This window comes from Actinoplanes sp. NPDC051388, from assembly GCF_055586225.1.
Genome location: NZ_JBVJIP010000010.1, coordinates 171,942 through 193,819 on the forward strand (window position 1 = coordinate 171,942; position 21,878 = coordinate 193,819).

Sequence of the window (21,878 nt, forward strand, 5' to 3'; positions counted from 1 at the left end):
CGGAGGTGATCAGGCTTTCTCCAGGGCGTAAGACGAGGCCATCTCGTCGAAGATCGCCTTGCTGTCGGCGAACCGGGACTCCTTGGTGGTCAGGTAGAACGAGTACGCCTTGCCGTTTTCGATCACCGCACCCCACAGGCCGTGCCGCGCGTCGGGGCCGGTGCCGCAGGTGTACTCCAGCACCGCGCCGTCGCGCCCGGCGATCGACATCGGCTTGAGGTCGACCCGGTCGTACGGCTTCGGGCAGCTGGTCGAGCGGTTCTTGAGGGTGCTCTCCGCAACGCCCAGGAACTTCTCCGGCGTCGACCTGGAGTTCTCCACCAGGATGCGGACCTTGCGCAGCTTGTCGTCGGGGTCGACGTAGTCCACCCAGACACCGGAGGCCTTCTTGCTCCAGCCCTTCGGCACGTTCACGTTGATGCCGCGTTCTTTGTACTCCTGGGTCGGGAACGCGGCGGCCACCGGCGCCTCGCTCGGGCCGGCCGCCGGCGCCGGTGTGGCCGGGTCGTCCCCGCCGGAGAGCGCGAAGACCAGCACCAGCACCACGACCACGGCCAGCGCGCCGCCGCCCGCGATCAACTGCTGGTTACGCGACCAGCCCTTGACCGTGGTGACCGCCCGCGCCGTGGTGTCGCGCACCGCGCCGGCCGCGTTGTTGACCATCGCGCGCCGCTTCGCCGCCGGCGACTGCACCACGGTGCCGCCGCCCCAGGGCTCGTGGGCGGCGCGGTTGCCGTCCCAGGCCGCGCGCGGCGGGACCACGGCGGTGGTGTCCGAGCCGGCGGCCGGGACGCCGGCCATGGTCTCGGTCTGGCCCGGGGCGCGGCGCTTGCCCTGCTTGATCTTGGCCAGGTGGCCGCTGAGCGACTCGCCGGGCGCGAGCATGGCCCGCCCGCCGATCTGCCCGCTCGGGCGCGGCGCCGGCGGGATCTGCTGGGTCTCCGCGGCCGGCGGGCGCTGGCTGGGCACCACCGAATAGGGGTCGGTCATCATGTGCGGCGGCGACTTGCTGGCCAGCGGCCCGGCCAGCTGCTGCCGGAGCATGGTGCGCGCGGTCTGCACGTCGAAGCGGCGGGCCGGGTCCTTTTCCAGCAGGCCCATCAGCACGGTGTCGAGCGACAGGGCCCGGACCGTCGGGGTCGGCGGGTCCTCGACCACGGCGTGCATCGTCTCGATCGGGTCGCCCTTGTCGAACGGCGGCCGGCCCTCGACCGCCGTGTAGAGCGTCACGCCCAGCGAGAACAGGTCGCTGGGCGGGCCGAACTCGTGGCCCATGGCCCGCTCGGGCGAGATGAAGTGCGGCGAGCCGAGCACCATGCCGGGCGTGGTGAGCTGCACGTCGGTGGGCATCCGGGCGACCCCGAAGTCGGTCAGCACGCAGCGGCCGTCGGAGCAGATCAGCACGTTCGCCGGCTTCACGTCGCGGTGCAGCACGCCGTGCGCGTGGGCGACCTCGAGCGCGCCCAGCAGCGCGATGCCGATCTTGGCGACCACCCGCGGCGCGACCGGGCCGTCCTCGATGATCATGTCGGCCAGGCTGCGGGCGTCCAGCAGCTCCATCACGATCCACGGGCGGCCGTTCTCGTGCACCACGTCGTAGACCTGCACGACCGCCGGGTGCTGCAGCGCGGCGGCGGCACGGGCCTCGCGCATGGTGCGCTCGTACATCGAGTCGCGGTCGCTCGGCGCCAGCCCGGGCGGGAGGATGACCTCCTTGATCGCGACGTCTCGTCGCAGGAGGGTGTCGGCCGCCCGCCAGACCGTGCCCATGCCCCCGTGGCCGACCGCTGCCCGCAGGGTGTATCGCCCACCGATGAGCGTGCCTGGAGCTGCGCGTCCGCTGGGAGGAGCCATGTTGCCACTGCTCCACGTCGGAATCTGAGTCACAGAGATGCCACCGAGGGGATGTAGGGGCCGGGGGACCGAACCCCGTTATCTTGCCGCTTCCGACCCCTTTTCGGAAAGTCGGTGTCGCTTTCGATAAGGCCACACAGCGAAGGGTGCGCAAGCCGTCGCACACCGTGCGGACTTAGGATCGGAAACGTGGATGCAGAATCGGGTTTCCCGATCAAACCGGTATACGACGCCGCGTCGCTGAGCGGCTCCGACGCAGCGGCCGGGGCGCCGGGTGAGTTCCCCTACACCCGAGGCGTCTACCCGACCATGTACACCAAGCGCCCGTGGACTATGCGGCAATATGCCGGATTTGGCACGGCGGCCGAGTCCAACGCCCGCTATCACCAGCTGCTGGCCGCCGGGACGATGGGTCTCTCGGTGGCGTTCGACCTGCCGACCCAGATGGGGTACGACTCGGACGACCCGATCGCGCACGGTGAGGTCGGTAAGGTCGGCGTGGCGATCGACTCGATCGACGACATGCGCCGCCTCTTCGACGGCATCCCGCTGGACCAGGTGTCCACGTCCATGACGATCAACGCGCCCGGTTCGGTGCTCCTGCTGCTCTATCAGCTGGTCGCCGAGGAGCACGGGGTGCCGGCAAGCGCGCTGAGCGGCACCATCCAGAACGACATCCTCAAGGAGTACATCGCCCGGGGCACTTACATCTTTCCGCCCAAGCCGTCGCTGCGGCTGGTGGCGGACACGTTCGCGTACTGCCGCACCGAGATTCCGAAGTGGAACACCATCTCGATCTCCGGCTACCACATGGCCGAGGCCGGCGCGACGCCCGCGCAGGAGATCGCGTTCACCCTGGCCAACGGCATCGAATATGTGCGCGCCGCGATCGACGCCGGCCTGGCGGTCGACGACTTCGCCCCCCGCCTGTCGTTCTTCTTCGTGGCCCGCACCACCCTGCTCGAGGAGATCGCCAAGTTCCGGGCCGCCCGGCGCATGTGGGCCCGGATCATGCGCGACGACTTCGGCGCCAAGGACCCGAAGTCGATGATGCTGCGCTTCCACACCCAGACCGCGGGCGTGCAGCTCACCGCCCAGCAGCCCGAGGTCAACCTGATCCGGGTGGCGATCCAGGCGCTCGGCGCGGTGGCCGGCGGCACCCAGTCGCTGCACACCAACGCCTATGACGAGGCCCTCGCGCTGCCCACCGAGAAGTCCGCGCGGCTGGCGCTGCGGACCCAGCAGGTGCTCGCCTACGAGAGCGGGCTGACCGGCACCGTCGACCCGTTCGCCGGGTCCTATGCGATCGAGGCGATGACCGACGAGGTGGAGCGGATCGCCACCGAGTTGATCGAGCGGGTGTTCTCGTTCGGCTCCGCGGTGGACGCGATCGAGCAGGGCTTCCAGAAGCACGAGATCGAGACCTCGGCCTATCGGATCGCGAACGAGATCGACGGCGGCGACCGGGTCGTGGTCGGGGTGAACCGCTTCGCGACCGACGGCGAGGAGAAATATCAGGCGTTGCGCGCGGATCCGGCCATCGAGGCGGGCCAGGTGGCCCGCCTGGCCACGCTGCGCGGCGAGCGGGACGGCGTGGCGGTCGAGGCCGCGCTGGCCGACCTGGCAAAGGCGGCCCAGGGTACGGAGAACGTGCTGCCCTTCATGCGCGAGGCGTTGCGACTGCGTGCCACCGTCGGAGAGGTCTGCCACACGCTGCGTGGGGTCTGGGGCGTCTACCGCCCGGTCGAGCGGTTCTGAGCCGGGGTAACCTCCACGATCCAATAGCGTTGAACGGTCTAGGCTCGCCGAGCCGTGATGATCGAAAGTGACAGTGAAAACGACGTGACCAGTGCTTTGAGGGTGCCGGAGGGCATCGACGTGGCAACTTTCCCCGGCCCGCCGCCCGGCGCGGACCCACTGCCCGGCCAGCTCGACCGCTGGCTGGCGGCTCGTGGCGCCGAGCTCGTGGCGATCCGCCGGCACCTCCACGCGCACCCCGAGCCGTCCCACCACGAGTTCGAGACGGCCGCCCGCATGCTCAAGGAGCTGACCGCGGCCGGCCTCGAGCCGGAGCTGCTGCCCAAGGGCAACGGTGTGATCTGCGACGTCGGCCGCGGCGACCGGGTGATCGCCTTTCGCGCCGACTTGGACGCGCTGCCGCTGCCGGACACGAAGGACGTGCCCTACCGCTCCACCGTGGACAACGTGGCGCACGCCTGCGGCCACGACGTGCACACCACCGTGCTGCTCGGCCTCGGGCTCGCGCTGGCCCAGCTGGACAAGCAGGGCGAGCTGCCGGGCCGGGTGCGGCTGATCTTCCAGCCGGCCGAGGAGACGGTGCCGTCCGGCGCTCCCGAGGCGATCGCCGCCGGCGCGCTGCGCGACGTCGCCGCGATCTATGCGCTGCACTGCTACCCGCAGCTGCCGGCCGGGCTGGTCGGGGTGCGGTCCGGGCCGTTCACCGCGGCGGCCGACACGGTCGAGGTCACCCTGCACGGCCCCGGCGGCCACACCGCCCGCCCGCATCTGACCGCCGACCTGGTGCACGCGCTGGGCCGGGTGATCGTGGACGTGCCGGCGCTGCTCGACCGGCGCACCGACCCGCGGGCCGGCGTGTCGATGGTGTGGGGCGCGGTGCACGCCGGCGAGGCGTTCAACGCGATCCCGGCGACCGGCGTGCTGCGCGGGACCGTCCGGATCCTCAACCGCGACGCCTGGCGCGACGCCCCCGAGCTGGTCACCCGGCTGGTCCGGGACGTGGTCGCGGCCACCGGCGCCGAGGTGGACGTGAAATACACCCGCGGCGTGCCGCCGGTGATCAACGACCGGATGGCCTCGGCCGTGGTGGCCGGTGCGGCCGGCGCCGCGCTGGGCGCCGACCGCGTCGTGGAGGCCGAGATCAGCATGGGTGGCGAGGACTTCTCGTTCTATCTGGAGCACGTGCCGGGCGCGATGATCCGGCTCGGCACCGGCACCCCGGGCAGCGACGTCCGATACGACCTGCACCAGAGCAACTTCGATGTGGACGAGCGCTGCATCGGTTACGGCGTGCGGGTCATGGTGCACACCGCCCTGGCAGCGCTCTCCACCGGCGCTTTCTAGTCCTTCTCGGCGGGCGCGAGGGCGGCGGGCGCGAGGGCGGCGGGGCGCTTCGGCCGGTAGCGGCGATAGATCCACAGCACCGCCCACACCGGCAGGCCGAGGGCGATCAGCCACGGCAGCACCGCGCCCAGCACGGTGACCAGCACCGACAGCGACGCGACCAGGGCGTCCCAGCCGCCGCGCAGGCCGGCCAGGAAGCCCGGCGCCGGGTCGTCGTCACCAGCCGGAGTCTGCGCGGTCGGCCCGAGCAGCACGGCGGTGATCGTGGACAGTGCGGTCAGGTCGGCGAGCCGCCGCTTCTTGGCCTGCAGAGAGGCCAGATCGGACTCCCGGGTCGCCACCTCCCGTTCGAGCATCACCAGGTCTTCCAGGGAGTTGGCGCGGGCCAGCAGCTTGCGGCCGCTGTCCACCCGGGCCTGCTGCACGACGATGCGCGCGTCCAGGTCGACGGTCTGCTCGGTGACGTCCTCGGTGTTGATGGTGCGCTCGGACGGCTCGCCCAGCCCGGCGAGCTGATCCACCACGGCGCCGAACTTGGCGGCCGGCACCCGCAGGGTCAGCGACGCGTGATCGCTGCCGCCGGCGCCGCTGTTGCGGTTGTCCGCCCCGATGAACCCGCCGGCGCCGGTCGCGTAACCGGTGGCCTGGGCGGCCGCCGCCCCGACGTCCTTGACGCGCACGGTGATCGAGCCGGTGTAGATGATCGAGCGCTGGTCGATGCTGAGGTCGGGCGCCTGGGCCGGCTCGTTCTTGCCCTGTGCCGCGTCCGGCGCGGCCTGTTCGTTGAGCGCCCCGGCGCCCGGCGCGCCGCCGGCGTCCTGGCCCATCGCGGGCTCGGCCGCGGACGAGCTCTGGGTGCTGTCGTCGCCGGAACCGCAACCGGACAATAAGAAGACTCCGGCCACCAGAGCGGCCCCGATCATTCGTGTGATACGCATTGCTTCCTCCCGAACCCCGTTTCGGCATGCCCCGGTCAGACGCGCGGCGCGCGACCTTCGGTTCCGGCAGACTCGGGGTTGGGGAGTCACGATTCGGCGACGGAGGGATATCGTGCGCGTCACCAAGTACACGCATTCCTGTCTGCGCATCGAGGGCGACGGCGTGCTGGTCGTCGACCCGGGCGCGTTCAGTGAGCGGGAGGCTCTGACCGGCGCGGATGCCGTGCTGGTCACCCACGAGCACTTCGACCACATCGATCTGGACGCGCTCACCGCGGCGGTGGCGGAAAATCCGGACCTGCGGGTGGTCACCCATCCGGATGTGGTGGCGAAACTGGCCGAGACCGGGGCGCAGGTGACCGCGGTGGAATCGGGTGCGGAATTCACCGCCGCCGGGTTCACCGTCCGGGCATTCGGCGGACGGCACGCGATCATCCATGCCGACATCCCGCAGATCGCCAACCTCGGTTTTCTGATCTCGGACGGCTCGGCCAACCTTTATCACCCGGGCGACTCGTTCGTGGCGCCCGAGGGCGCCGCGGTGGAGACCTTGTTCGTCCCGCTCAACGCCCCGTGGGCCAAGCTCTCCGAGTCGATCGACTTCACCCGTACGGTGGCCCCGGCGCGCGCCTTCGCCCTGCATGACGCGCTGGTCACCGAAACCGGCGCGGGTGTCTATGCCGGCCATCTCGAGCGGCTGTCCGGCACCAGTTTCGCGCGCGTCGCGCCGGGCACCACGATCGACTGATGCCCGCCGCAACCGATCTGATCATCCGGCGGATGTACGAGGCGCCGCCGGACGGTTTCGTGGCGGCCCGGTCCGCCGCGATCGCCGACGCCAAGAAGGCCGGCGACAAGGAGGCCGTGAAGCAGCTGACCGCCCTGCGCAAACCCACCGTGGCGGCCTGGCTGGTCAACCTGCTCGCCCAGCGCAAGCCGGAGCTGATCGACCAGCTGGTCGAGCTGGCCGAGGCGCTGCGCGTGGCCCAGCGCACGCTGCAGGGTGACGACCTGCGGGAGCTGTCCACGCAACGCCGCCAGATCGTCTCCGCACTGGTCAACGAGGCACGCAAACTAGCCGTCAAGGAGGACCGCGGGCTGGCCGGCAAGCTGCCGCTGAACGAGGTCGAGGCGACCCTGACCGCGGCCATGTCCGAGCCCGAGGTCGCCGAGCAGGTGCGCAGCGGGCGGCTGGTGCGCGCGGCGACGTACGCGGGCTTCGGCGAGGTGCCCCGGCCCCGCCTGCGGCTGATCAGCGGCGACGACACCGCGGTCGACGACGAGCCCGAGGCCGACGAGGACGAGGACGAGGTCGAGGACGGCGCCCCGGACCGGCCGACCGCACGCGAGCGGGCGGCCGCGGAGAAGCGCCGCCGGGAGGCCGCCGAGCGCCGTCGCGAGCTGAAGCGGGAGCTGACCGCCGCGCAGTCCGCCGAGAAGCGCGCTGACGATCAACTGGACAGGGCGGAGTCCGCGGAACGTGACGCAGGTCATGCCGTCGAGGACATCGACAACGAACTGGCCGAACTGGAACGCCGGCGCACCGAGGCGCAGGCCGAGGTGGGCCGGCGAAAGCTGGCCCGACGTGCGGCGGAACGCGAGGCGGCGGCCGCGCGGCGCCGGGTCGGTGACGCCGAAGCGGCCATCGAGGACCTGGACGCGACCCTCGCCGACTGACAGGGCATTTTCATATTCGGACAGTGCGGTTTTTCAGATTCGAGCCGGGAGAGCAGAATCGCCTGGTGACCCCCGAACAGGCCGCCGCCAACGCCAAACCGGGACTCGCCAAGCTCGTGGGCGCTTTCGCCGAATCGCCCCAGACGCTGCGCCGGGCCCGGCTGCTCGGGCTGTCCGGGTGGGCCTACCACGTGTCGGCTCGGGCCGGCGCGCTCGGCGACGTGCGGCCGGAGACGGTGACCGCGGCGATCGGGTTCATCGCGCCCGAGGCGGTGACCGACGGCTGGGAGGCCACCGCGAAGACCTCGGAGCCGATGGAGGTCGCCACCTGGCACCTGCACGAGCTCTGCCGCTGGGGCGCCGACCAGGTCGGCGGCTTCCCGCGAGTGGGCCGGCTGCTCGAGCTGTCGCGTCGCGTGGTGTCCGCCGTGGACGCCGCCGGGTTGCCGCTGTTCGCCGCGTGGCGGGCGATGCCGGTGCCGGACACCGCGCCCGGCGCGCTGGCCGCGGTGCAGCTGCATCTGTTGCACGAGCACCGGATGGGCGTGCAGGTGGTGGCGATCCGGGCCAGCGGGCTGACCCCGCTGGAGGCGATCATCGCCGGGCCGGAGGGCGAGACCGGCGCGGTCGCGTTCGGCTGGCAGCCGCCCTATCCGCCGGCCGGCCCGATCGTCCGCCGTCTCATGTGGGCGGAGTCGGTGGCCGACGCGCTGGCCGGTCAGGCGTACGGCAGCCTGGGCCGGGAGGAGCGGGTCGAGCTGTGCGGGCTGCTCGAGTCGCTGAGCACGCGCCTGACCCGGTAAAACCGCTTCCGAGCCGTCCGCGATTGTGGTCGGATGCCAGGGTGAGCGAGCTTCCGGCCGGTTGGAGCATCCGGCGACCCACCATCGATGACGTTCCCGAGCTGCTCAAGCTGGTGCATGCCAGTGACATCGCGGCGGTGGGCGAACCGGATTTCACGGCCGAGGAGGTCCGGGAGGCGCTGACCGCGCCGAACACCGACATGTCGGTCGACTGCTGGGTCGCGCTGGACGCCGACGGCGACATCGTGGGCTGGGCTTATCCGGACAACACCACCGCCGGAGAGCGGGAGTTCATCGAGGTTTACGTATGGCCCGAGCGCGGCGTGCCGGCTCAGCGGCCACTGCTCGCGCTGTTGCTGGAGCGGGCCGCCGAGCGGGGGGCGCGCTTCGGCATCGATCCCTACACCGTGCGGGCCGGGGCGATCCCGACCGAGAAGCCGTGGATCGCGGCGCTGACCGATGCCGGGTTCGAGTTCATCAAGCTGAACGCCCGGATGGCCATGTCGCTCGAGGGTGTCTCGCCGGTCCCGCCCGAGCCACCGGCCGGGGTCACGATCCGGCCGGTGAACGCGGCCGACGAGGACGAGCTGCGGGCGTTCCACACGGTCATCGAGGAGGCTTTCAAGGACTCCGATCACCGGTCCACCGATTTCGAGACGTGGCGTGCGCGGGTGGCGGCGGAGTCGTCGGTGTCCTGGGACGAATGGCTGGTCGGCGAGGTGGACGGCCGGATCGTCGGGGCGCTGCAGTCCACCGACGGCGGGGCGGAGGACGACGAGGGCTTCGTGCGCTACCTGGGCGTGCTCCGGGCGTACCGGAAAAGGGGTGTGGGTGAGGCGCTCCTGCGCCGCGCCTTCGCCATCTATGCCGGGAAGGGCCGGAGCCGGGCGGGTCTCGGCGTGGACATGGAGAACCCGACCCAGGCGGTGCGGCTCTATCTCGCGGTGGGCATGCACGCGATGTACGAGGCGAACATCTATCAGCGCACCGTGCGGACGGCTGCTTAGACGTCGGGCTTCGCGGTGTGGGTGGGGCGCTGGCGCAGCTCGTTGACGTAATCGTCGGGCGCGCCGGCCTTCTCCGCCGCGTTCGCGATCTCGGAGAGATACCAGGCCGTGGGCATGCCGCCCTCGTAGCCGTCGAAGACGTAGACCCACGCGCTGAACTCACCCTCGAGCGAGACAACACGCACGGTGAGCTTTTGGTATGCCCCCGCCGTCACGCCCTCGACCTCGTCGAGTTGCGCCGCATCCCACGGATGCACGTCGTAGAGCGACACGAAGACCCGGTCGCCGGGCGACTCGACGATCGTGGTGACCGCCCCCTCCCAGCCCATGTCGCCCTCGCCGGCGAAGGTCAGCCGCCAGCCTTCTATCCACCCCACGCCGACCATGGGCGAGTGCGGACAGTAGGCCCGCATGCGGGCCGGATCCAGGTTTGAGCCATACGCGGCGTAATGACGCACGGCGATGACGATAACCGCAGTCGCGGGTGAGGGAGAATATGAGGGGTGCGTGTTGACACGCACAGCACGCTTTTTATGGAGGTTTGAGCCCTGTGACCCGGATTGTGATCATCGGCGGTGGACCCGGCGGGTACGAAGCGGCACTGGTCGCCGCCCAACTCGATGCGGACGTGACCCTCGTCGAGGCCGATGGGGCCGGCGGCGCCTGCGTGCTCTCCGACTGCGTCCCCTCCAAGACCTTCATCGCCAGCTCAGAGGTGGTGACCGGCTACCGGGCCAACGAGCGCTTCGGGATCCGCAGCGCGGGCCTGGCCGGCGTCGAGGTGGACGCGGTGGCGGTCAACGACCGGGTGAAGAAGCTGGCGCTGGCCCAGTCCGGCGACATCCAGGCCAAGCTGATCAAGGCCGGGGTGGACGTGGTGACCGGCCGGGCGCGGATGGGTGAGGACACCCTCGGCCACACCCACCAGGTGCTGATCACCCCCGAGGGTGGCGAGGCCTACGCGGTGGACGCCGCCACCGTGCTGCTGGCCACCGGCGCCACCCCGCGGGTGCTGCCCACCGCCGTCCCGGACGGCGAGCGGATCCTGGACTGGCGGCAGGTGTACGACCTGACCGAGCTGCCCGAGCACCTGATCGTGATCGGGTCGGGTGTGACCGGCGCCGAGTTCGCCAGCGCCTATCTGGCGATGGGCGTGCCGGTGACGCTGGTGTCCAGCCGCGAGCGGGTGATGCCGCACGAGGACGCGGACGCCGCGATGGCGATCGAGCGGGTCTTCCGTGAGCGTGGCATGACCATCCTCAACCAGTCGCGGGCCGAGTCGGTGACCAACACCGGTGAGGGCGTGCAGGTCACGCTCTCCGACGGCCGGGTGGTCGAGGGCTCGCACGCGCTGATGGCGGTCGGCGCGGTGCCGAACACGGCCGAACTGGGCCTGCGCGAATACGGGGTGGACGTGGCCCAGGGCGGCTACGTGACCGTCGACCGGGTGTCGCGCACCAACGTGCCGGGCATCTATGCGGCCGGCGACTGCACCGGCGTGCTGCCGCTGGCCAGCGTGGCCGCCATGCAGGGCCGGATCGCGATCTGGCACGCGATGGGCGAGGCGGTGGCGCCCCTGCGGCTGCGGACCGTCTCGGCGAACGTGTTCACCGACCCCGAGCTGGCCACCGTCGGGGTCTCGCAGAACGACGTGGACGCCGGCAAGGTGCCGGCCCGCCAGGTGATGCTGCCGCTCACCGGCAATGCCCGGGCCAAGATGGCCGGGCTGCGGGACGGCTTCGTGAAGCTCTTCTGCCGCCCGGCGACCGGTCAGATCGTCGGCGGCGTGGTGGTGGCGCCGAAGGCGAGCGAGCTGATCCTGCCCATCACCATGGCGATCGAGAACAACCTGACCGTGGACCAGCTGGCCCACACGATCACGATCTACCCGTCGCTGTCTGGTTCGATTGCTGAGGCGGCACGGCAGTTGATGCAGCACGAGCTTCAGTAGCCTCGTCGGTGGTCTCCTGGGCCTCGTTCGGCGCTTCGGCTTCCTCGGCCTCGTTGTTGTTGCGCCCGCCGAAGAGGGCCAGGATCCAGCCCGAGGTGCCGAAGATCACCGCGGCGGTGGCGGCGATCGCGAAGAGCCGCCACGCCGACTGGGTCACCGCGGTGCCGCCGATGTGGCCGACCAGCCCGCCATAGGTGGCCCAGGCCAGCGCGGCGCCGCCGTCATAGGCGGTGAACAGCTTGATCGGGTAACCGGACCGGCCGGCGTGGTAACCGGCCGCCATCCGCCCGCCGGGCACGAAACGGCAGAGCAGCAGCACCAGCGGGCCGGGTTTGCGCAGGCCTCGGGTGAACCGCTCGGCGGCGCGCCTGGTCTTGGACTCGGTGTGCTCGCCGTCGTCGTGCTTCGGCCCGAACCGGTTACGCAGCGCGGTCAGCCGCGAGGTCAGCCAGTGGTTGCCGACGTTCCCCGACGTGCGGCCCAGCACGAACGCGACGGCGTCACCGGTGAACATGCCGAGCGCACCCACAGCGATCACCAGGGGGAGTTCGAGGCCGCCGTACACGGTGAGTGCGCCCGTGGTGATCATGATCGCCTGGATCGGCACCACCGGAACCATCGCGTCGACGGCGAGGAATCCGAAGAGAGCAAGGTATGCCCAAGCCGGAGTTGCCATCGCGGTCAACAGGTCGGTCATCGGGTGCGGCACCTCGCGGGCTGAATGGGCTCACGACATTCTGCGTGGCGGCCCCTGTGAAAGGGCTGAGTTCAGGATGCGCCTCCAACGGGCGCGCGTAACGGTGATGCCCGACACGCTACGTGCTGGACGGTGCGATCTAGGTGTTCGGCGAGCGTTTCCCCTCAGTGTCGCGCACCTCGGTCGGCTCGGCAGCCGGATTACGGAGGGTCGGCGTACCGTGAAGGTGGCCGTTCCATCGGGCGGCCGGTGGGCCGTCGGCGGGTCCCGTGCCGACGGCCCTTTCTCGCAATCTTTTTGCATGGTCTTTCTCAAGGTCACAGTGGTGACGCTTGTTACCCGTGCGCAACGACTTCTGCGTAGATTCACACCATGGCGGATCTATTCGAGGAGTACCGCCTCGGCCCCGGCTGGGACGAGATGTTCGCCGAGCTGGGCATGCCCCGAGAGAGCTACGAGGCGCTGCACGCGACGCTGCAGCCGCTGTCGAGCGCCGAGCTGGGTGTGCGGGCCGAGGTGCTGGCGCGTGCCTTCCTCGACCAGGGGATCACGTTCGCCCTCAAAGGGGTCGAGCGTCCCTTTCCGCTGGACATCGTGCCGAGGATCATCGCGGCGGCCGAGTGGCGTGCGGTCGAGCGCGGCGTGGCCCAGCGGATCAGGGCGCTGGAGGCGTTTCTGGCCGACGTCTACGGCGCCGGGCAGGTGCTCGCCGACGGCGTGGTGCCTCGCCGGATCATCGCGACCAGCGCGCACTTCCTGCGCGCGGCGGCCGGCATCAACCCGCCCAACGGCGTGCGCATCCACGTCGCCGGGGTCGACCTGATCCGCGATGAGCAGGGCACCTTCCGGGTGCTCGAGGACAACGTGCGGATCCCGTCCGGGGTCAGCTATGTGATGGAGAACCGCCGGGCGATGGCCCAGGTGCTCCCCGAGGTGTTCGCCGCCACCCGGATCCTGCCGGTGGAGGGCTACCCGGCGATGCTGCTGCGGGCGCTGCGGGCGGCCGCGCCGATCGGGGTGAACGAGCCGACCGTGGTGGTGCTCAGCCCGGGGGTCTACAACTCGGCCTATTTCGAGCACGCGTTGATCGCCCGCGAGATGGGCGTCGAGCTGGTCGAGGGCCGTGACCTGGTCTGCGTGGGCAACGACGTGGCGATGCGCACCACGGCCGGCGAGCAGCGGGTGGACGTCATCTACCGCCGCATCGACGACGACTTCCTCGACCCGGTGCACTTCCGGGCCGACTCGGTGATCGGGGTGGCCGGGCTGCTCAACGCGGCGCGGGCCGGGCGGGTGACGATCGCCAACGCGGTGGGCAACGGGGTCGCGGACGACAAGCTGCTCTACACGTACGTGCCGGATCTGATCCGGTACTACCTGAACGAGGAGCCGCTGCTGCCGAACGTGGATACCTATCGGCTGGACGAGCCCGGGGTGCTCGAGGAGGTGCTGCCGCGGCTGTCCGAGCTGGTGCTCAAGCCGGTGGACGGGGCCGGCGGCGCGGGCATCGTGATCGGATCGCAGGCCACCGAGCAGGAGCTGGACGCCGCCCGGGCGCTCGCCGTGGCGAACCCGCGCGGCTGGATCGCGCAGCGCGAGGTGAAGCTGTCCATGGTGCCGACGCTGATCGGGAACCGGCTGCGCGGGCGGCACGTGGATCTGCGGCCGTTCGCGGTGAACGACGGGGACAACATCTGGGTGCTGCCCGGCGGCCTGACCCGGGTCGCGTTGCCCGAGGGCGCTCTCGTGGTCAACTCCAGCCAGGGCGGCGGGTCCAAGGACACCTGGGTGCTGGCCGGGTCGGACGACCTTCTTCCGTACGAGCTGCCGCATCTGCCCGCCGATCCGGCCCCGCTGCCCGCCGCCACCAGCCCCGACCTGGGCCCCGGCGCGGTGGCCGGGGAGGAACAGCAGCAGCAACAGCAGCAGTGCCTGCTGCCGGCGCCTGGTCCTTCGGACGGCGCGGAGATCCCGAGCCTTGGAGAGGCTACATGCTGAGCCGCATCGCCGAGTCGCTCTACTGGATCGGGCGCTATGTGGAGCGGGCCGAGGACACCTCCCGGATCCTCGACGTGCACCTGCAGCGCATGCTCGCCGACCCGTGGACCCAGGAGGACTCGGCCTGCCGGTCGCTGCTCGCGGTGATGGGCAAGCCCTCCGACGATGGCGCGGTCACCTCCGCCCAGGTGGTGAACCTGCTCGGGCTCGACGACCGGAACGCCAGCTCGGTGGTCGGCTCGCTGGCCGCGGCCCGGGAGAACGCCCGCGGCGCCCGCGAGACCGTCTCCTCCGAGATGTGGGAGTGCCTCAACGCCACCTGGCACGGGCTGCCGAACGCCCGGCGGCGGGTCGAGCAGCAGGGGGTGCACGCGTTCTTCCGCTGGGTGCGGGAGCGCTGCGCGATGATGGGCGGGCTGACCGACGCGACCATGAGCCGCGACGAGGGCTGGCTCTTCCTGGTGCTCGGGCGCAGCGTCGAGCGGGTGGACATGACCGCGCGGTTGCTGCGCACGCACGAGCGGGCCGGTGGGAGCATTCCGTCCTGGCTGACGCTGCTGCGGTCGTCGGGGGCCTGGGAGACGTTCCTGCGGACGTACCGTGGGTCGCTGGACGATCGGCACGCGGCCGAGTTCCTGCTGCTGGACCGTCTCTTCCCGCGCTCGGTCTTCGCCGCGCTCTCCACCGCCGAAGGCTGCCTCACCGACCTCGAGCCCGACCCGGGCCGGGCCGGCGTCGCCACCGACGCGCAGCGCATCGTCGGCCGGGCCCGCACCAACCTGGAGTTCCGCGGCGCGGACGAGCTGATCGACGACCTCGGGCCGGTGCTGAGCAGCCTGGAACGCACCTGCAAGCAGGTCAACGACGCGGTGTCGCGGCGCTACTTCCGCCAGACCACGGCGGTCAACTGGGTGCGAGGAGCGGTGGCCTGAGGTGGACAGCTGGCGACTGAAGGTGCAGCACAAGAGCGGTTTCGACTACGCCGGGCCGGTGTCGTCGTCCTACAACGAGGCGCGCATGTGGCCGCGCAACGGCTCCCGGCAGGCGGTGCTGGACGCGCGGGTCGAGGTGTGGCCGCCGGCCCGGACCTACCGCTACGAGGACTACTGGGGCACCGTGGTGACCGCGTTCGACGTGCACGCCAAGCACGAGGCGCTGACCGTCACCGCGACCTCCACGGTGGAGACGCTGCCGCCCGGCGACCTGATCGAGACGGGCTCCGGGGCGTCCTGGGCGGACATGGCGCTCGGCATCGACCGCTGGTACGAGCTGCTGCTGCCGACCAATCGCACCACCCTGGACGACGAGCTCGACGGCATCGTCGCCGACATCAAGGCCGCGCACGCCACCCCGCACGCGGCCGCCCTCGCCACCTGCGAGTTCGTGCGGGGTGAGGTGACTTATCAGACCGGCGCGACCGGCGTGCAGACCGACGCGTTGCATGCCTGGGCCCAGCGCAAGGGCGTCTGCCAGGACATCAGCCACCTGACCGTCGGCATGCTGCGGCAGATGGGCCTGCCCGCCCGGTACGTCTCCGGCTACCTGCACCCAAAGCCGTCGGCCGGCATCGGGGAGAGCGTGGTCGGCCAGAGCCACGCCTGGGTGGAGTGGTGGGTCGGCCGGTGGACGGCGTTCGACCCGACCAACGGCGTGGCGGTCGGCGAGCGGCACGTGGTGGTCGGCCGCGGCCGGGAGTACGGCGACGTGCCCCCGCTCAAGGGCGTCTATGCCGGTCCGAAGAGCACCGGCCAGGGCGTAGAGGTGACCATCACCCGGCTACGTTGAACCGGTGACCTCGTCTGCCTCCGCCAAGCCCTACCACCACGGTGACCTGCGCCGGGCGCTGCTGGTCGCGGCGGCCGGGGCGATCGAGGAGTCCGGGGTGGCCGGTCTCAGCCTGCGTGACCTGGCCCGGCGTGCCGGGGTGTCGCACGCCGCGCCGACGCACCACTTCGGCGACAAGGCCGGGCTGCTCACCGCGCTCGCCGTCGAGGGATATCAGCGGCTCGCGGTCTACCTGGCGTCGGCGGACAGCTTCCTGGAGGCCGGAGTCTCCTATGTGCGGTTCGCGGTGGACAACCGGGCGCATTTCGAGGTGATGTTCCGGCCGGAGCTCTATCACGCGGACGACCCCGCGGTGGCGGAGGCGCGCGACCGGACCGGTGCCCAGCTCTATGCCGGCGCCGAGGAACTGTCCCCGGGCGATCCGGGCGGCGTGCGGGAGACCGGTCTGGCAGGGTGGGCGCTGGCGCACGGCTTCGCGACGCTGTGGCTGAGCGGCGCGCTCCCCGACGCGGGCCCGACGGCCGAAGAGGCGGCCCGCCGAGTGCTCGCGCAGCTCCGCGGCGAGAGTTAAGCCTCGTCGATCTGGCAGATGGTGGTGCCGGCCGTGATGGTCGCGCCGACCTCGACGGTCAGGCCGGAGACCGTGCCGGCTCGGTGCGCGGTCAGCGGCTGCTCCATCTTCATCGCCTCGACCACGACGATGACGTCGCCCTGGGCGACCTCGTCGCCGTCCTGGACGGCGACCTTGACGATCGTGCCCTGCATGGGCGCGGTCAGCCCACCCGGCCCGGCAGCGGAGGACGACGCCTGACCACCGCCTGCCCGGCGCGCTGACGGACGGGACTGTGGTGTGCGCGTATCTGAGAAGTGGGTTTTTGGGAGGGAGACCTCCAGGCGCTTGCCGCCGACCTCGACCACGATGGTCTCCCGCTCGGGCGCGGCCGCCGGCTCTGCGGCCGTGGCCGCGAAGGGCTCGACGCCGCTCCACTCGGTCTCGATCCAGCGGGTGTGGACGGTGAAGTCGGTGGCGAAGGCCGGATCGCGGACCACGGCCCGGTGGAAGGGCAGCACCGTCGCGATGCCCTCGACCACCGTCTCGTCCAGCACCCGGCGGGCGCGCTCGATGGCCTCCTCGCGGGTCGCACCGGTCACGATGATCTTGGCGAGCAGGGAGTCGAAGTTGCCGCCGATCACGTTGCCACGCTCCACGCCGGCATCGACCCGCACGCCGGGCCCGGACGGCCAGGTCAGGGCGGTCACCGTGCCGGGCGCGGGCAGGAAGTTGCGGCCCGGATCCTCGCCGTTGATGCGGAACTCGATCGAGTGGCCGCGCGGCACCGGGTCGTCGCTGATCTCCAGGTGCTCGCCGGACGCGATGCGGAACTGCCCGCGGACCAGGTCGATGCCGGCGGTCTCCTCGCTGACCGGGTGCTCGACCTGCAGCCGCGTGTTGACCTCGAGAAACGAGATCGTGCCGTCCTGCCCGACCAGGTATTCCACCGTGCCGGCGCCGTGATAACCCGCCTCCCGGCAGATCGCCTTGGCGCTCTCGTGGATCTGCGCGCGCTGCTCGTCGGTGAGGAACGGCGCGGGCGCCTCCTCGACCAGCTTCTGATGCCGGCGCTGCAGCGAACAGTCGCGGGTGCCGACCACCACCACGGTGCCGTGCGTGTCGGCCAGAACCTGCGCTTCGACGTGGCGTGGCCGGTCCAGATAACGCTCGACGAAGCACTCGCCACGACCGAACGCCGCCACCGCCTCGCGGGTCGCCGACTCGAACAGCGCCGGGATCTCCTCGATCGTGCGGGCCACCTTGAGCCCCCGGCCGCCGCCGCCGAACGCCGCCTTGATCGCCACCGGCAGCCCGTGCTCCTCGGCGAACGCCACGATCTCGTCCGCGCCGGCCACCGGCTCGGCGGTGCCGGGCACCAGTGGCGCGCCGGCGCGCTGGGCGATGTGCCGGGCGGTGACCTTGTCGCCCAGGTCGCGGATCGACTGCGGGGACGGGCCGATCCAGATCAACCCCGCGTCGATCACCGCCTGCGCGAAGTCGGCGTTTTCCGACAGGAAGCCATAACCCGGGTGCACGGCGTCGGCCCCGCTGCGGCTCGCGACGTCGAGCAGCTTGTCGATGCGCAGATAGGTGTCGGCCGCGGTCTCGCCCTGCAGCGAGAACGCCTCGTCGGCGAGCCTGGCGTGGGGCGCGTCGCGGTCACTCTCCGCATAGACGGCGACGCTGCTCAGGCCGGCGTCGCGGCAGGCTCGGATGACCCGGACGGCGATCTCCGCACGGTTGGCGATCAATACCTTGCGCACGGGACGAGCCTAGATGAGCCGGGCTCACAAGCGCTCGGACCCTGTGGATAACCTTTGGTCAAACTTGTCTATTAAACTCGTCGGCATGTCCGCGACCCGCATGATGATCCTGGGCCTGGTGCAGTGGATGCAGCCGGTGCACGGATATGACGTCCGCCGTGAGCTGCTGAGCTGGGACGCCGACAAGTGGGCCAACGTGCAGCCCGGCTCGATCTATCACGCCCTGCGCAAGCTGTCGCAGGAAGGGCTGCTGCGTGAGGTGGCGACCGAGCAGGTGGGCGCGCGGCCGGCCCGGACCACCTACGAGATCACCGCCAAGGGCGTGCACGAGTTCGACAGCCTGTTGCGGAGCAACTGGTGGACCCTCGCGACGCCGCCGGACCCGTTCATGGCCTCGTTCTGTTTCCTGCCGGCTCTGCCGCGCGACGAGGCCGCGGCGGCGCTGCGCAACCGGGCGGTCCAGCTGCAGGCCGGCGTCGAGCAGCTCAAGGCCTCGGCGTCGTCCGGCTGGATGAAGAACAAGCCGGTCTTCGTGAGCTGGATGTGGGAGCTGACCATCGAGCGCTCGGAGGCGGAGATCCGCTGGTGCGAGCGCATCGCCAAGCTGATCGAGGACGGCACTCCCTATATCGGGCCGGACTTCATGGCGGCCGAGGGCGCCCCGGAAGCGCCGAACGGATGGCACAAATAAGGCCGCACTAATCAAGTTTGACTAGTCCAACTTTAGTGGACTAGCCTCCTCGTGTCGTCACGAGGGGATTGATCATGATCGAAACGAGAGGGCTCACCAAGTCCTTCACGACCCGGCAGGGCCGCGAGAAAAAGGTTGTCGAGGCCGTGCGCGGCGTCGACCTGGATGTGGCCGAGGGCGAGATCTTCGGCTTCCTCGGCCCGAACGGGGCCGGCAAGACCACCACGCTGCGGATATTGGCCACGCTGATCGAGCCGGACGGCGGCAGCGCGACCATCGCGGGCGCCGACCTGCGGCGCGACCCCGGCGAGGTGCGTCGGCGCATCGGGTACGTGGCACAGGGCGGCAGCACCTGGGAGGAGTCGACGGCCCGTGAAGAGCTGGTCCTGCAGTCCCGTCTCTACGGGGTCGGCAAGGCGGCGGCGCTGGCCCGGGCCGCCGCCGTGCTGGACAGCTTCCAGCTCTCGGAATACGCCGACCGCAAGTGCAAGACCTATTCGGGTGGTCAGCGGCGCCGGGTCGACATCGCGCTCGGCATCATCCACGAGCCCAAGGTCGTCTTCCTGGACGAGCCCACCACCGGCCTCGACCCGCAGAGTCGTGCCCACATGTGGGACGAGGTGCGGCGGCTGCGCGACGAGGGCATGACCGTCTTCATCACCACGCACTACCTGGACGAGGCGGATGCGCTGTGCGACCGCATCTCCATCATGGATCACGGCGAGATCGTCGCCTCTGGTTCACCAGCTTCCCTCAAGCGCGACATCTCCGGCGACGTCGTCCGGGTCGGCACGACGTCGGTTGCCGCCGCCGCCGAGATTCTCGATGCCCAGCCGTTCGTCACCAAGCTCGAAACGCACCACGACAACGTGCGGCTCTATGTCGACGACGGCGCCACCGCCATCCCGTTGATCCTCCGCGCGCTCGACGGCGCGTCGGTCGAGCTCGGCACGATCGAGCTGCACCGGCCGAGCCTCGACGACGTGTTCCTCACCAAAACCGGCCGATCGCTGCGGGAGAGCTGAGCTGTGAAACTGGTCCGAGACACCTATCTGATCTTCGAGCGTCAGTTGCAGATGCTGCTGCGCAACCCGGTCTGGATCCTGGTCGGGGTCTTCCAGCCGGTGATGTACCTGCTGCTCTTCGCGCCGCTGCTCAAGCCGGCGCTGGGGGTCAGCACGAACGCCGAGGCCTACAAGATCTTCGTGCCCGGCCTGCTCGTGCTGCTGGCCATCTTCGGCGGCCTGTTTCAGGGCTTCGGTCTGATCGCCGAGTTGCGCGCCGGCGTGATCGAGCGATCCCGCGTCACCCCGGTCAGCCGGCTCGCCCTGCTGCTCGGCCGCTCGTTGCGCGACGTCGTCTCGCTGCTCTCCCAGGCGGTGATCATCACCTTGCTGGCGTTGCTCTTCGACCTGCGGGTGTTCATCGGGAACCTGCTGTTGGCCTTCTTGATGCTCGCGCTCATATCGCTAATGACGTCGGCAGTGAGCTATGGCGTTGCGTTGGCCGTGAAAAGCGAGGACGCGCTGGCGCCGCTGATGAACACGGTGGCCCAGCCGGTGCTGCTGCTGTCTGGCATTCTGCTGCCGCTGACCTATGCGCCGGGCTGGCTGCAGGGCATCGCCAACTGGAACCCGTTCTCATGGGCGGTGGACGGCACGAGGGCGCTGTTCAACGGTGATCTGGGCTCGCCGGACGTGTGGCAGGGCCTGACCATCATGGCGGTGCTGGCCGTGCTGGCGGTGTTCTGGGCGGCGCGGCTGTTCGCCCGCAGCGTGCGCTAACTCAGCTTGCGGGCCATCGTCACGCCGTCGCCGATCGGGACGATGACGAGCTCGACGCGCGGGTCGTTCGCGGCCACGGTGTTGAAGTCCACGACACCGTGGTCGCGCTCGTTCTGCGGGTCGAGGACGCGGCCGTACCAGAGCACGTTGTCGACCAGGATCAGGCCGCCAGGGCGCACCCGGGGGACGAGCTCGTTCCAGTAGTTCGCGTAGTTCTGCTTGTCCGCATCGATGAAGACCAGGTCGAGGTGCGGCTCCGCGGGCAGCTCGGTGATCAGCTCGACGGCCGGCCCGATGCGCAGCTCGATGCGATCGTCCACGCCGGCCCGTGCCCAGTAACGGCGGGCCACGTCGGTGAACTCGGTCGAGATGTCGAAACAGGTGAGCCGGCCCTTCTCGCCCATGCCGCGGGCGATGGCCAGCGAGGACAGACCGGTGAACGTGCCGATCTCGACGGCCCGCTGCGCGCCGGTGACGCTCGCCAGGATCTGCAGAAAGGTGGCCTGCTCGGGGGCGACCTGCATGCCCGCGGAGTCGGGCAGATTGCGCCGCGTCTCGACGATCAGGTCGGCGGTCACCTCATCGGCCGGGGTGCTGTGCGCGAGCAGATATTCGTGCAGTTCCGGGGTGAGTTGGAGCGGCTTGTAGGTCATCAATCTCTCCACAGCTGGGTGATGGAGACGTTGAGCTCGCCGAGCAGGCGACGCAACAGCGGCAGCGACAGACCGACGACGTTACCGGGATCGCCTTCGATGCGCTCCACAAAGGCCCCACCACGACCGTCGATGGTGAACGAGCCGGCCACGTGCAAAGGTTCCTCGGTGGCCACATAGGCGTCGATCTCGGCGTCGGTCAGATCGGCGAAGTGCACGACGGTGGTGCCCACGTCCTCGGCCTGGCGCCCGGTGACGAGGTCGGTCAGGTGGTGCCCGGTGTGCAGCACACCGGACCGCCCGCGCATCGCCTGCCACCGCTTGACCGCATCACCGGCGTCGGCCGGCTTCCCGAGAATCTCACCCTCGAACGCGAGCACGGAATCACACCCGAGCACGAGCACTCCCGGATCGGCCTGCATCCGAGCGGCGACGGTGCGAGCTTTCATCCGAGCCAGGGCAAGACTGAGCGTGTAGGCGTCCTCGGCCTCGACAACAGACTCGTCGACCCCGCTGACCAGCACGTCGGCATCAATGCCGGCGGCCTCGAGCAGAGCGCGGCGGGCCGGGCTGGCGGAGGCGAGAACCAGACGGTACGAGATGTCGGTCAGCACAGTCATGC

At 70.5% G+C, this 21,878-nt stretch carries 21 protein-coding genes; 14 read left to right on the forward strand and 7 right to left on the reverse strand.

Annotation, left to right across the window (positions count from 1 at the left end):
* Nucleotides 1–9 precede the first annotated feature (9 nt).
* The gene (locus ACZ6TI_RS25320) at nt 10–1,887 is read right to left on the reverse strand and encodes a serine/threonine-protein kinase (RefSeq protein WP_465347608.1); all 1,878 of its coding nucleotides are present in this window, start codon (nt 1,885–1,887) and stop codon (nt 10–12) included.
* A 156-nt stretch (nt 1,888–2,043) separates the two neighbouring features.
* Between ACZ6TI_RS25320 and ACZ6TI_RS25325 the strand changes: the two genes are divergently transcribed.
* Together ACZ6TI_RS25325 and ACZ6TI_RS25330 are read left to right on the forward strand one after the other, a co-directional pair.
* Nucleotides 2,044–3,612, forward strand: a complete 1,569-nt coding sequence (locus tag ACZ6TI_RS25325) for an acyl-CoA mutase large subunit family protein (RefSeq protein WP_465347609.1) — start codon at nt 2,044–2,046, stop codon at nt 3,610–3,612.
* Nucleotides 3,613–3,696: 84 nt separating this feature from the next.
* On the forward strand, nt 3,697–4,956 hold the full coding sequence (locus ACZ6TI_RS25330) for an amidohydrolase (protein ID WP_465347610.1): 1,260 nt from the start codon (nt 3,697–3,699) through the stop codon (nt 4,954–4,956).
* On the opposite strand, the gene ACZ6TI_RS25335 is transcribed toward ACZ6TI_RS25330, so the two are convergent.
* Nucleotides 4,953–5,894 (reverse strand): DUF4349 domain-containing protein, encoded by a 942-nt coding sequence (locus tag ACZ6TI_RS25335; protein WP_465347611.1) that lies wholly within the window; start codon nt 5,892–5,894, stop codon nt 4,953–4,955. The two genes, ACZ6TI_RS25330 and ACZ6TI_RS25335, sit on opposite strands and share 4 nt — an antisense overlap.
* Nucleotides 5,895–6,006: 112 nt before the next feature.
* Between ACZ6TI_RS25335 and ACZ6TI_RS25340 the strand changes: the two genes are divergently transcribed.
* From ACZ6TI_RS25340 to ACZ6TI_RS25355, 4 genes are all read left to right on the forward strand, one after another.
* Complete coding sequence (locus tag ACZ6TI_RS25340; protein ID WP_465347612.1) at nt 6,007–6,642, forward strand: MBL fold metallo-hydrolase; 636 nt, start codon at nt 6,007–6,009, stop codon at nt 6,640–6,642.
* Nucleotides 6,642–7,571: a hypothetical protein gene (locus tag ACZ6TI_RS25345; RefSeq protein ID WP_465347613.1), complete on the forward strand. Its 930-nt coding sequence runs from the start codon at nt 6,642–6,644 to the stop codon at nt 7,569–7,571. The genes ACZ6TI_RS25340 and ACZ6TI_RS25345 overlap by 1 nt, the downstream gene beginning before the upstream one ends.
* Before the next feature lie 65 nt (nt 7,572–7,636).
* A complete protein-coding gene (locus ACZ6TI_RS25350) occupies nt 7,637–8,374 on the forward strand; it encodes an SCO6745 family protein (RefSeq protein ID WP_465347614.1) in 738 nt (245 codons plus the stop codon).
* A 41-nt stretch (nt 8,375–8,415) separates the two neighbouring features.
* The gene (locus ACZ6TI_RS25355) at nt 8,416–9,381 is read left to right on the forward strand and encodes a GNAT family N-acetyltransferase (RefSeq protein WP_465347615.1); all 966 of its coding nucleotides are present in this window, start codon (nt 8,416–8,418) and stop codon (nt 9,379–9,381) included.
* Here ACZ6TI_RS25355 and ACZ6TI_RS25360 read toward each other — a convergent pair.
* The gene (locus ACZ6TI_RS25360; RefSeq protein WP_465347616.1) at nt 9,378–9,839 is read right to left on the reverse strand and encodes a gamma-glutamylcyclotransferase; all 462 of its coding nucleotides are present in this window, start codon (nt 9,837–9,839) and stop codon (nt 9,378–9,380) included. The genes ACZ6TI_RS25355 and ACZ6TI_RS25360 overlap by 4 nt on opposite strands.
* Nucleotides 9,840–9,931: 92 nt before the next feature.
* On the opposite strand from ACZ6TI_RS25360, the gene ACZ6TI_RS25365 reads away from it, so the two are divergent.
* Complete coding sequence (locus ACZ6TI_RS25365; protein ID WP_465347617.1) at nt 9,932–11,332, forward strand: NAD(P)H-quinone dehydrogenase; 1,401 nt, start codon at nt 9,932–9,934, stop codon at nt 11,330–11,332.
* Here the strand turns inward: ACZ6TI_RS25365 and ACZ6TI_RS25370 are convergent.
* Nucleotides 11,259–12,029, reverse strand: a complete 771-nt coding sequence (locus ACZ6TI_RS25370; protein ID WP_465347618.1) for a DedA family protein — start codon at nt 12,027–12,029, stop codon at nt 11,259–11,261. The two genes, ACZ6TI_RS25365 and ACZ6TI_RS25370, sit on opposite strands and share 74 nt — an antisense overlap.
* A 372-nt stretch (nt 12,030–12,401) precedes the next feature.
* On the opposite strand from ACZ6TI_RS25370, the gene ACZ6TI_RS25375 reads away from it, so the two are divergent.
* From ACZ6TI_RS25375 to ACZ6TI_RS25390, 4 genes are read left to right on the forward strand one after another with little or no spacing between them, the layout of a single operon-like run.
* On the forward strand, nt 12,402–14,027 hold the full coding sequence (locus ACZ6TI_RS25375; protein ID WP_465347619.1) for a circularly permuted type 2 ATP-grasp protein: 1,626 nt from the start codon (nt 12,402–12,404) through the stop codon (nt 14,025–14,027).
* A complete protein-coding gene (locus ACZ6TI_RS25380) occupies nt 14,021–14,959 on the forward strand; it encodes an alpha-E domain-containing protein (RefSeq protein WP_465347620.1) in 939 nt (312 codons plus the stop codon). Before ACZ6TI_RS25375 ends, ACZ6TI_RS25380 begins: the two co-directional genes overlap by 7 nt.
* Nucleotide 14,960: 1 nt before the next feature.
* A complete protein-coding gene (locus ACZ6TI_RS25385) occupies nt 14,961–15,812 on the forward strand; it encodes a transglutaminase family protein (RefSeq protein ID WP_465347621.1) in 852 nt (283 codons plus the stop codon).
* Nucleotides 15,813–15,816: 4 nt separating this feature from the next.
* A complete protein-coding gene (locus tag ACZ6TI_RS25390) occupies nt 15,817–16,383 on the forward strand; it encodes a TetR/AcrR family transcriptional regulator (RefSeq protein ID WP_465347622.1) in 567 nt (188 codons plus the stop codon).
* Here ACZ6TI_RS25390 and ACZ6TI_RS25395 read toward each other — a convergent pair.
* Nucleotides 16,380–18,128, reverse strand: coding sequence for an acetyl/propionyl/methylcrotonyl-CoA carboxylase subunit alpha (locus tag ACZ6TI_RS25395; protein WP_465347623.1), 1,749 nt, complete (start codon nt 18,126–18,128; stop codon nt 16,380–16,382). The two genes, ACZ6TI_RS25390 and ACZ6TI_RS25395, sit on opposite strands and share 4 nt — an antisense overlap.
* 85 nt (nt 18,129–18,213) lie before the next feature.
* Here ACZ6TI_RS25395 and ACZ6TI_RS25400 point away from each other — a divergent pair, with 85 nt between their 5' ends.
* The 3 genes from ACZ6TI_RS25400 to ACZ6TI_RS25410 all read left to right on the forward strand — a co-directional run bounded on the left by ACZ6TI_RS25400 (nt 18,214) and on the right by ACZ6TI_RS25410 (nt 20,603).
* Nucleotides 18,214–18,819, forward strand: a complete 606-nt coding sequence (locus ACZ6TI_RS25400) for a PadR family transcriptional regulator (protein ID WP_465347624.1) — start codon at nt 18,214–18,216, stop codon at nt 18,817–18,819.
* A gap of 74 nt (nt 18,820–18,893) precedes the next feature.
* A complete protein-coding gene (locus ACZ6TI_RS25405; RefSeq protein ID WP_465347625.1) occupies nt 18,894–19,844 on the forward strand; it encodes an ATP-binding cassette domain-containing protein in 951 nt (316 codons plus the stop codon).
* Nucleotides 19,845–19,847: 3 nt separating this feature from the next.
* Complete coding sequence (locus tag ACZ6TI_RS25410; RefSeq protein WP_465347626.1) at nt 19,848–20,603, forward strand: ABC transporter permease; 756 nt, start codon at nt 19,848–19,850, stop codon at nt 20,601–20,603.
* Here ACZ6TI_RS25410 and ACZ6TI_RS25415 read toward each other — a convergent pair.
* Both ACZ6TI_RS25415 and ACZ6TI_RS25420 read right to left on the reverse strand, forming a co-directional pair.
* Complete coding sequence (locus ACZ6TI_RS25415) at nt 20,600–21,256, reverse strand: O-methyltransferase (RefSeq protein WP_465347627.1); 657 nt, start codon at nt 21,254–21,256, stop codon at nt 20,600–20,602. The two genes, ACZ6TI_RS25410 and ACZ6TI_RS25415, sit on opposite strands and share 4 nt — an antisense overlap.
* Nucleotides 21,256–21,870 carry a Maf family protein gene (locus ACZ6TI_RS25420; RefSeq protein WP_465347793.1) on the reverse strand — a complete coding sequence of 205 codons (615 nt, stop codon included), beginning with the start codon at nt 21,868–21,870 and terminating at the stop codon, nt 21,256–21,258. The genes ACZ6TI_RS25415 and ACZ6TI_RS25420 overlap by 1 nt, the downstream gene beginning before the upstream one ends.
* Between the last annotated feature and the right edge of the window lie 8 nt (nt 21,871–21,878).

Bases quoted from the DNA above. Each gene is read 5' to 3' on its own strand.
- ACZ6TI_RS25380 (WP_465347620.1), top strand. From the start codon at position 14,021: ATGCTGAGCCGCATCGCCGAGTCGCTCTACTGGATCGGGCGCTATGTG.
- ACZ6TI_RS25335 (WP_465347611.1), bottom strand. From the start codon at position 5,894: ATGCGTATCACACGAATGATCGGGGCCGCTCTGGTGGCCGGAGTCTTC.
- ACZ6TI_RS25375 (WP_465347619.1), top strand. From the start codon at position 12,402: ATGGCGGATCTATTCGAGGAGTACCGCCTCGGCCCCGGCTGGGACGAG.
- ACZ6TI_RS25400 (WP_465347624.1), top strand. From the start codon at position 18,214: ATGTCCGCGACCCGCATGATGATCCTGGGCCTGGTGCAGTGGATGCAG.
- ACZ6TI_RS25405 (WP_465347625.1), top strand. From the start codon at position 18,894: ATGATCGAAACGAGAGGGCTCACCAAGTCCTTCACGACCCGGCAGGGC.
- ACZ6TI_RS25345 (WP_465347613.1), top strand. From the start codon at position 6,642: ATGCCCGCCGCAACCGATCTGATCATCCGGCGGATGTACGAGGCGCCG.
- ACZ6TI_RS25415 (WP_465347627.1), bottom strand. From the start codon at position 21,256: ATGACCTACAAGCCGCTCCAACTCACCCCGGAACTGCACGAATATCTG.
- ACZ6TI_RS25370 (WP_465347618.1), bottom strand. From the start codon at position 12,029: ATGACCGACCTGTTGACCGCGATGGCAACTCCGGCTTGGGCATACCTT.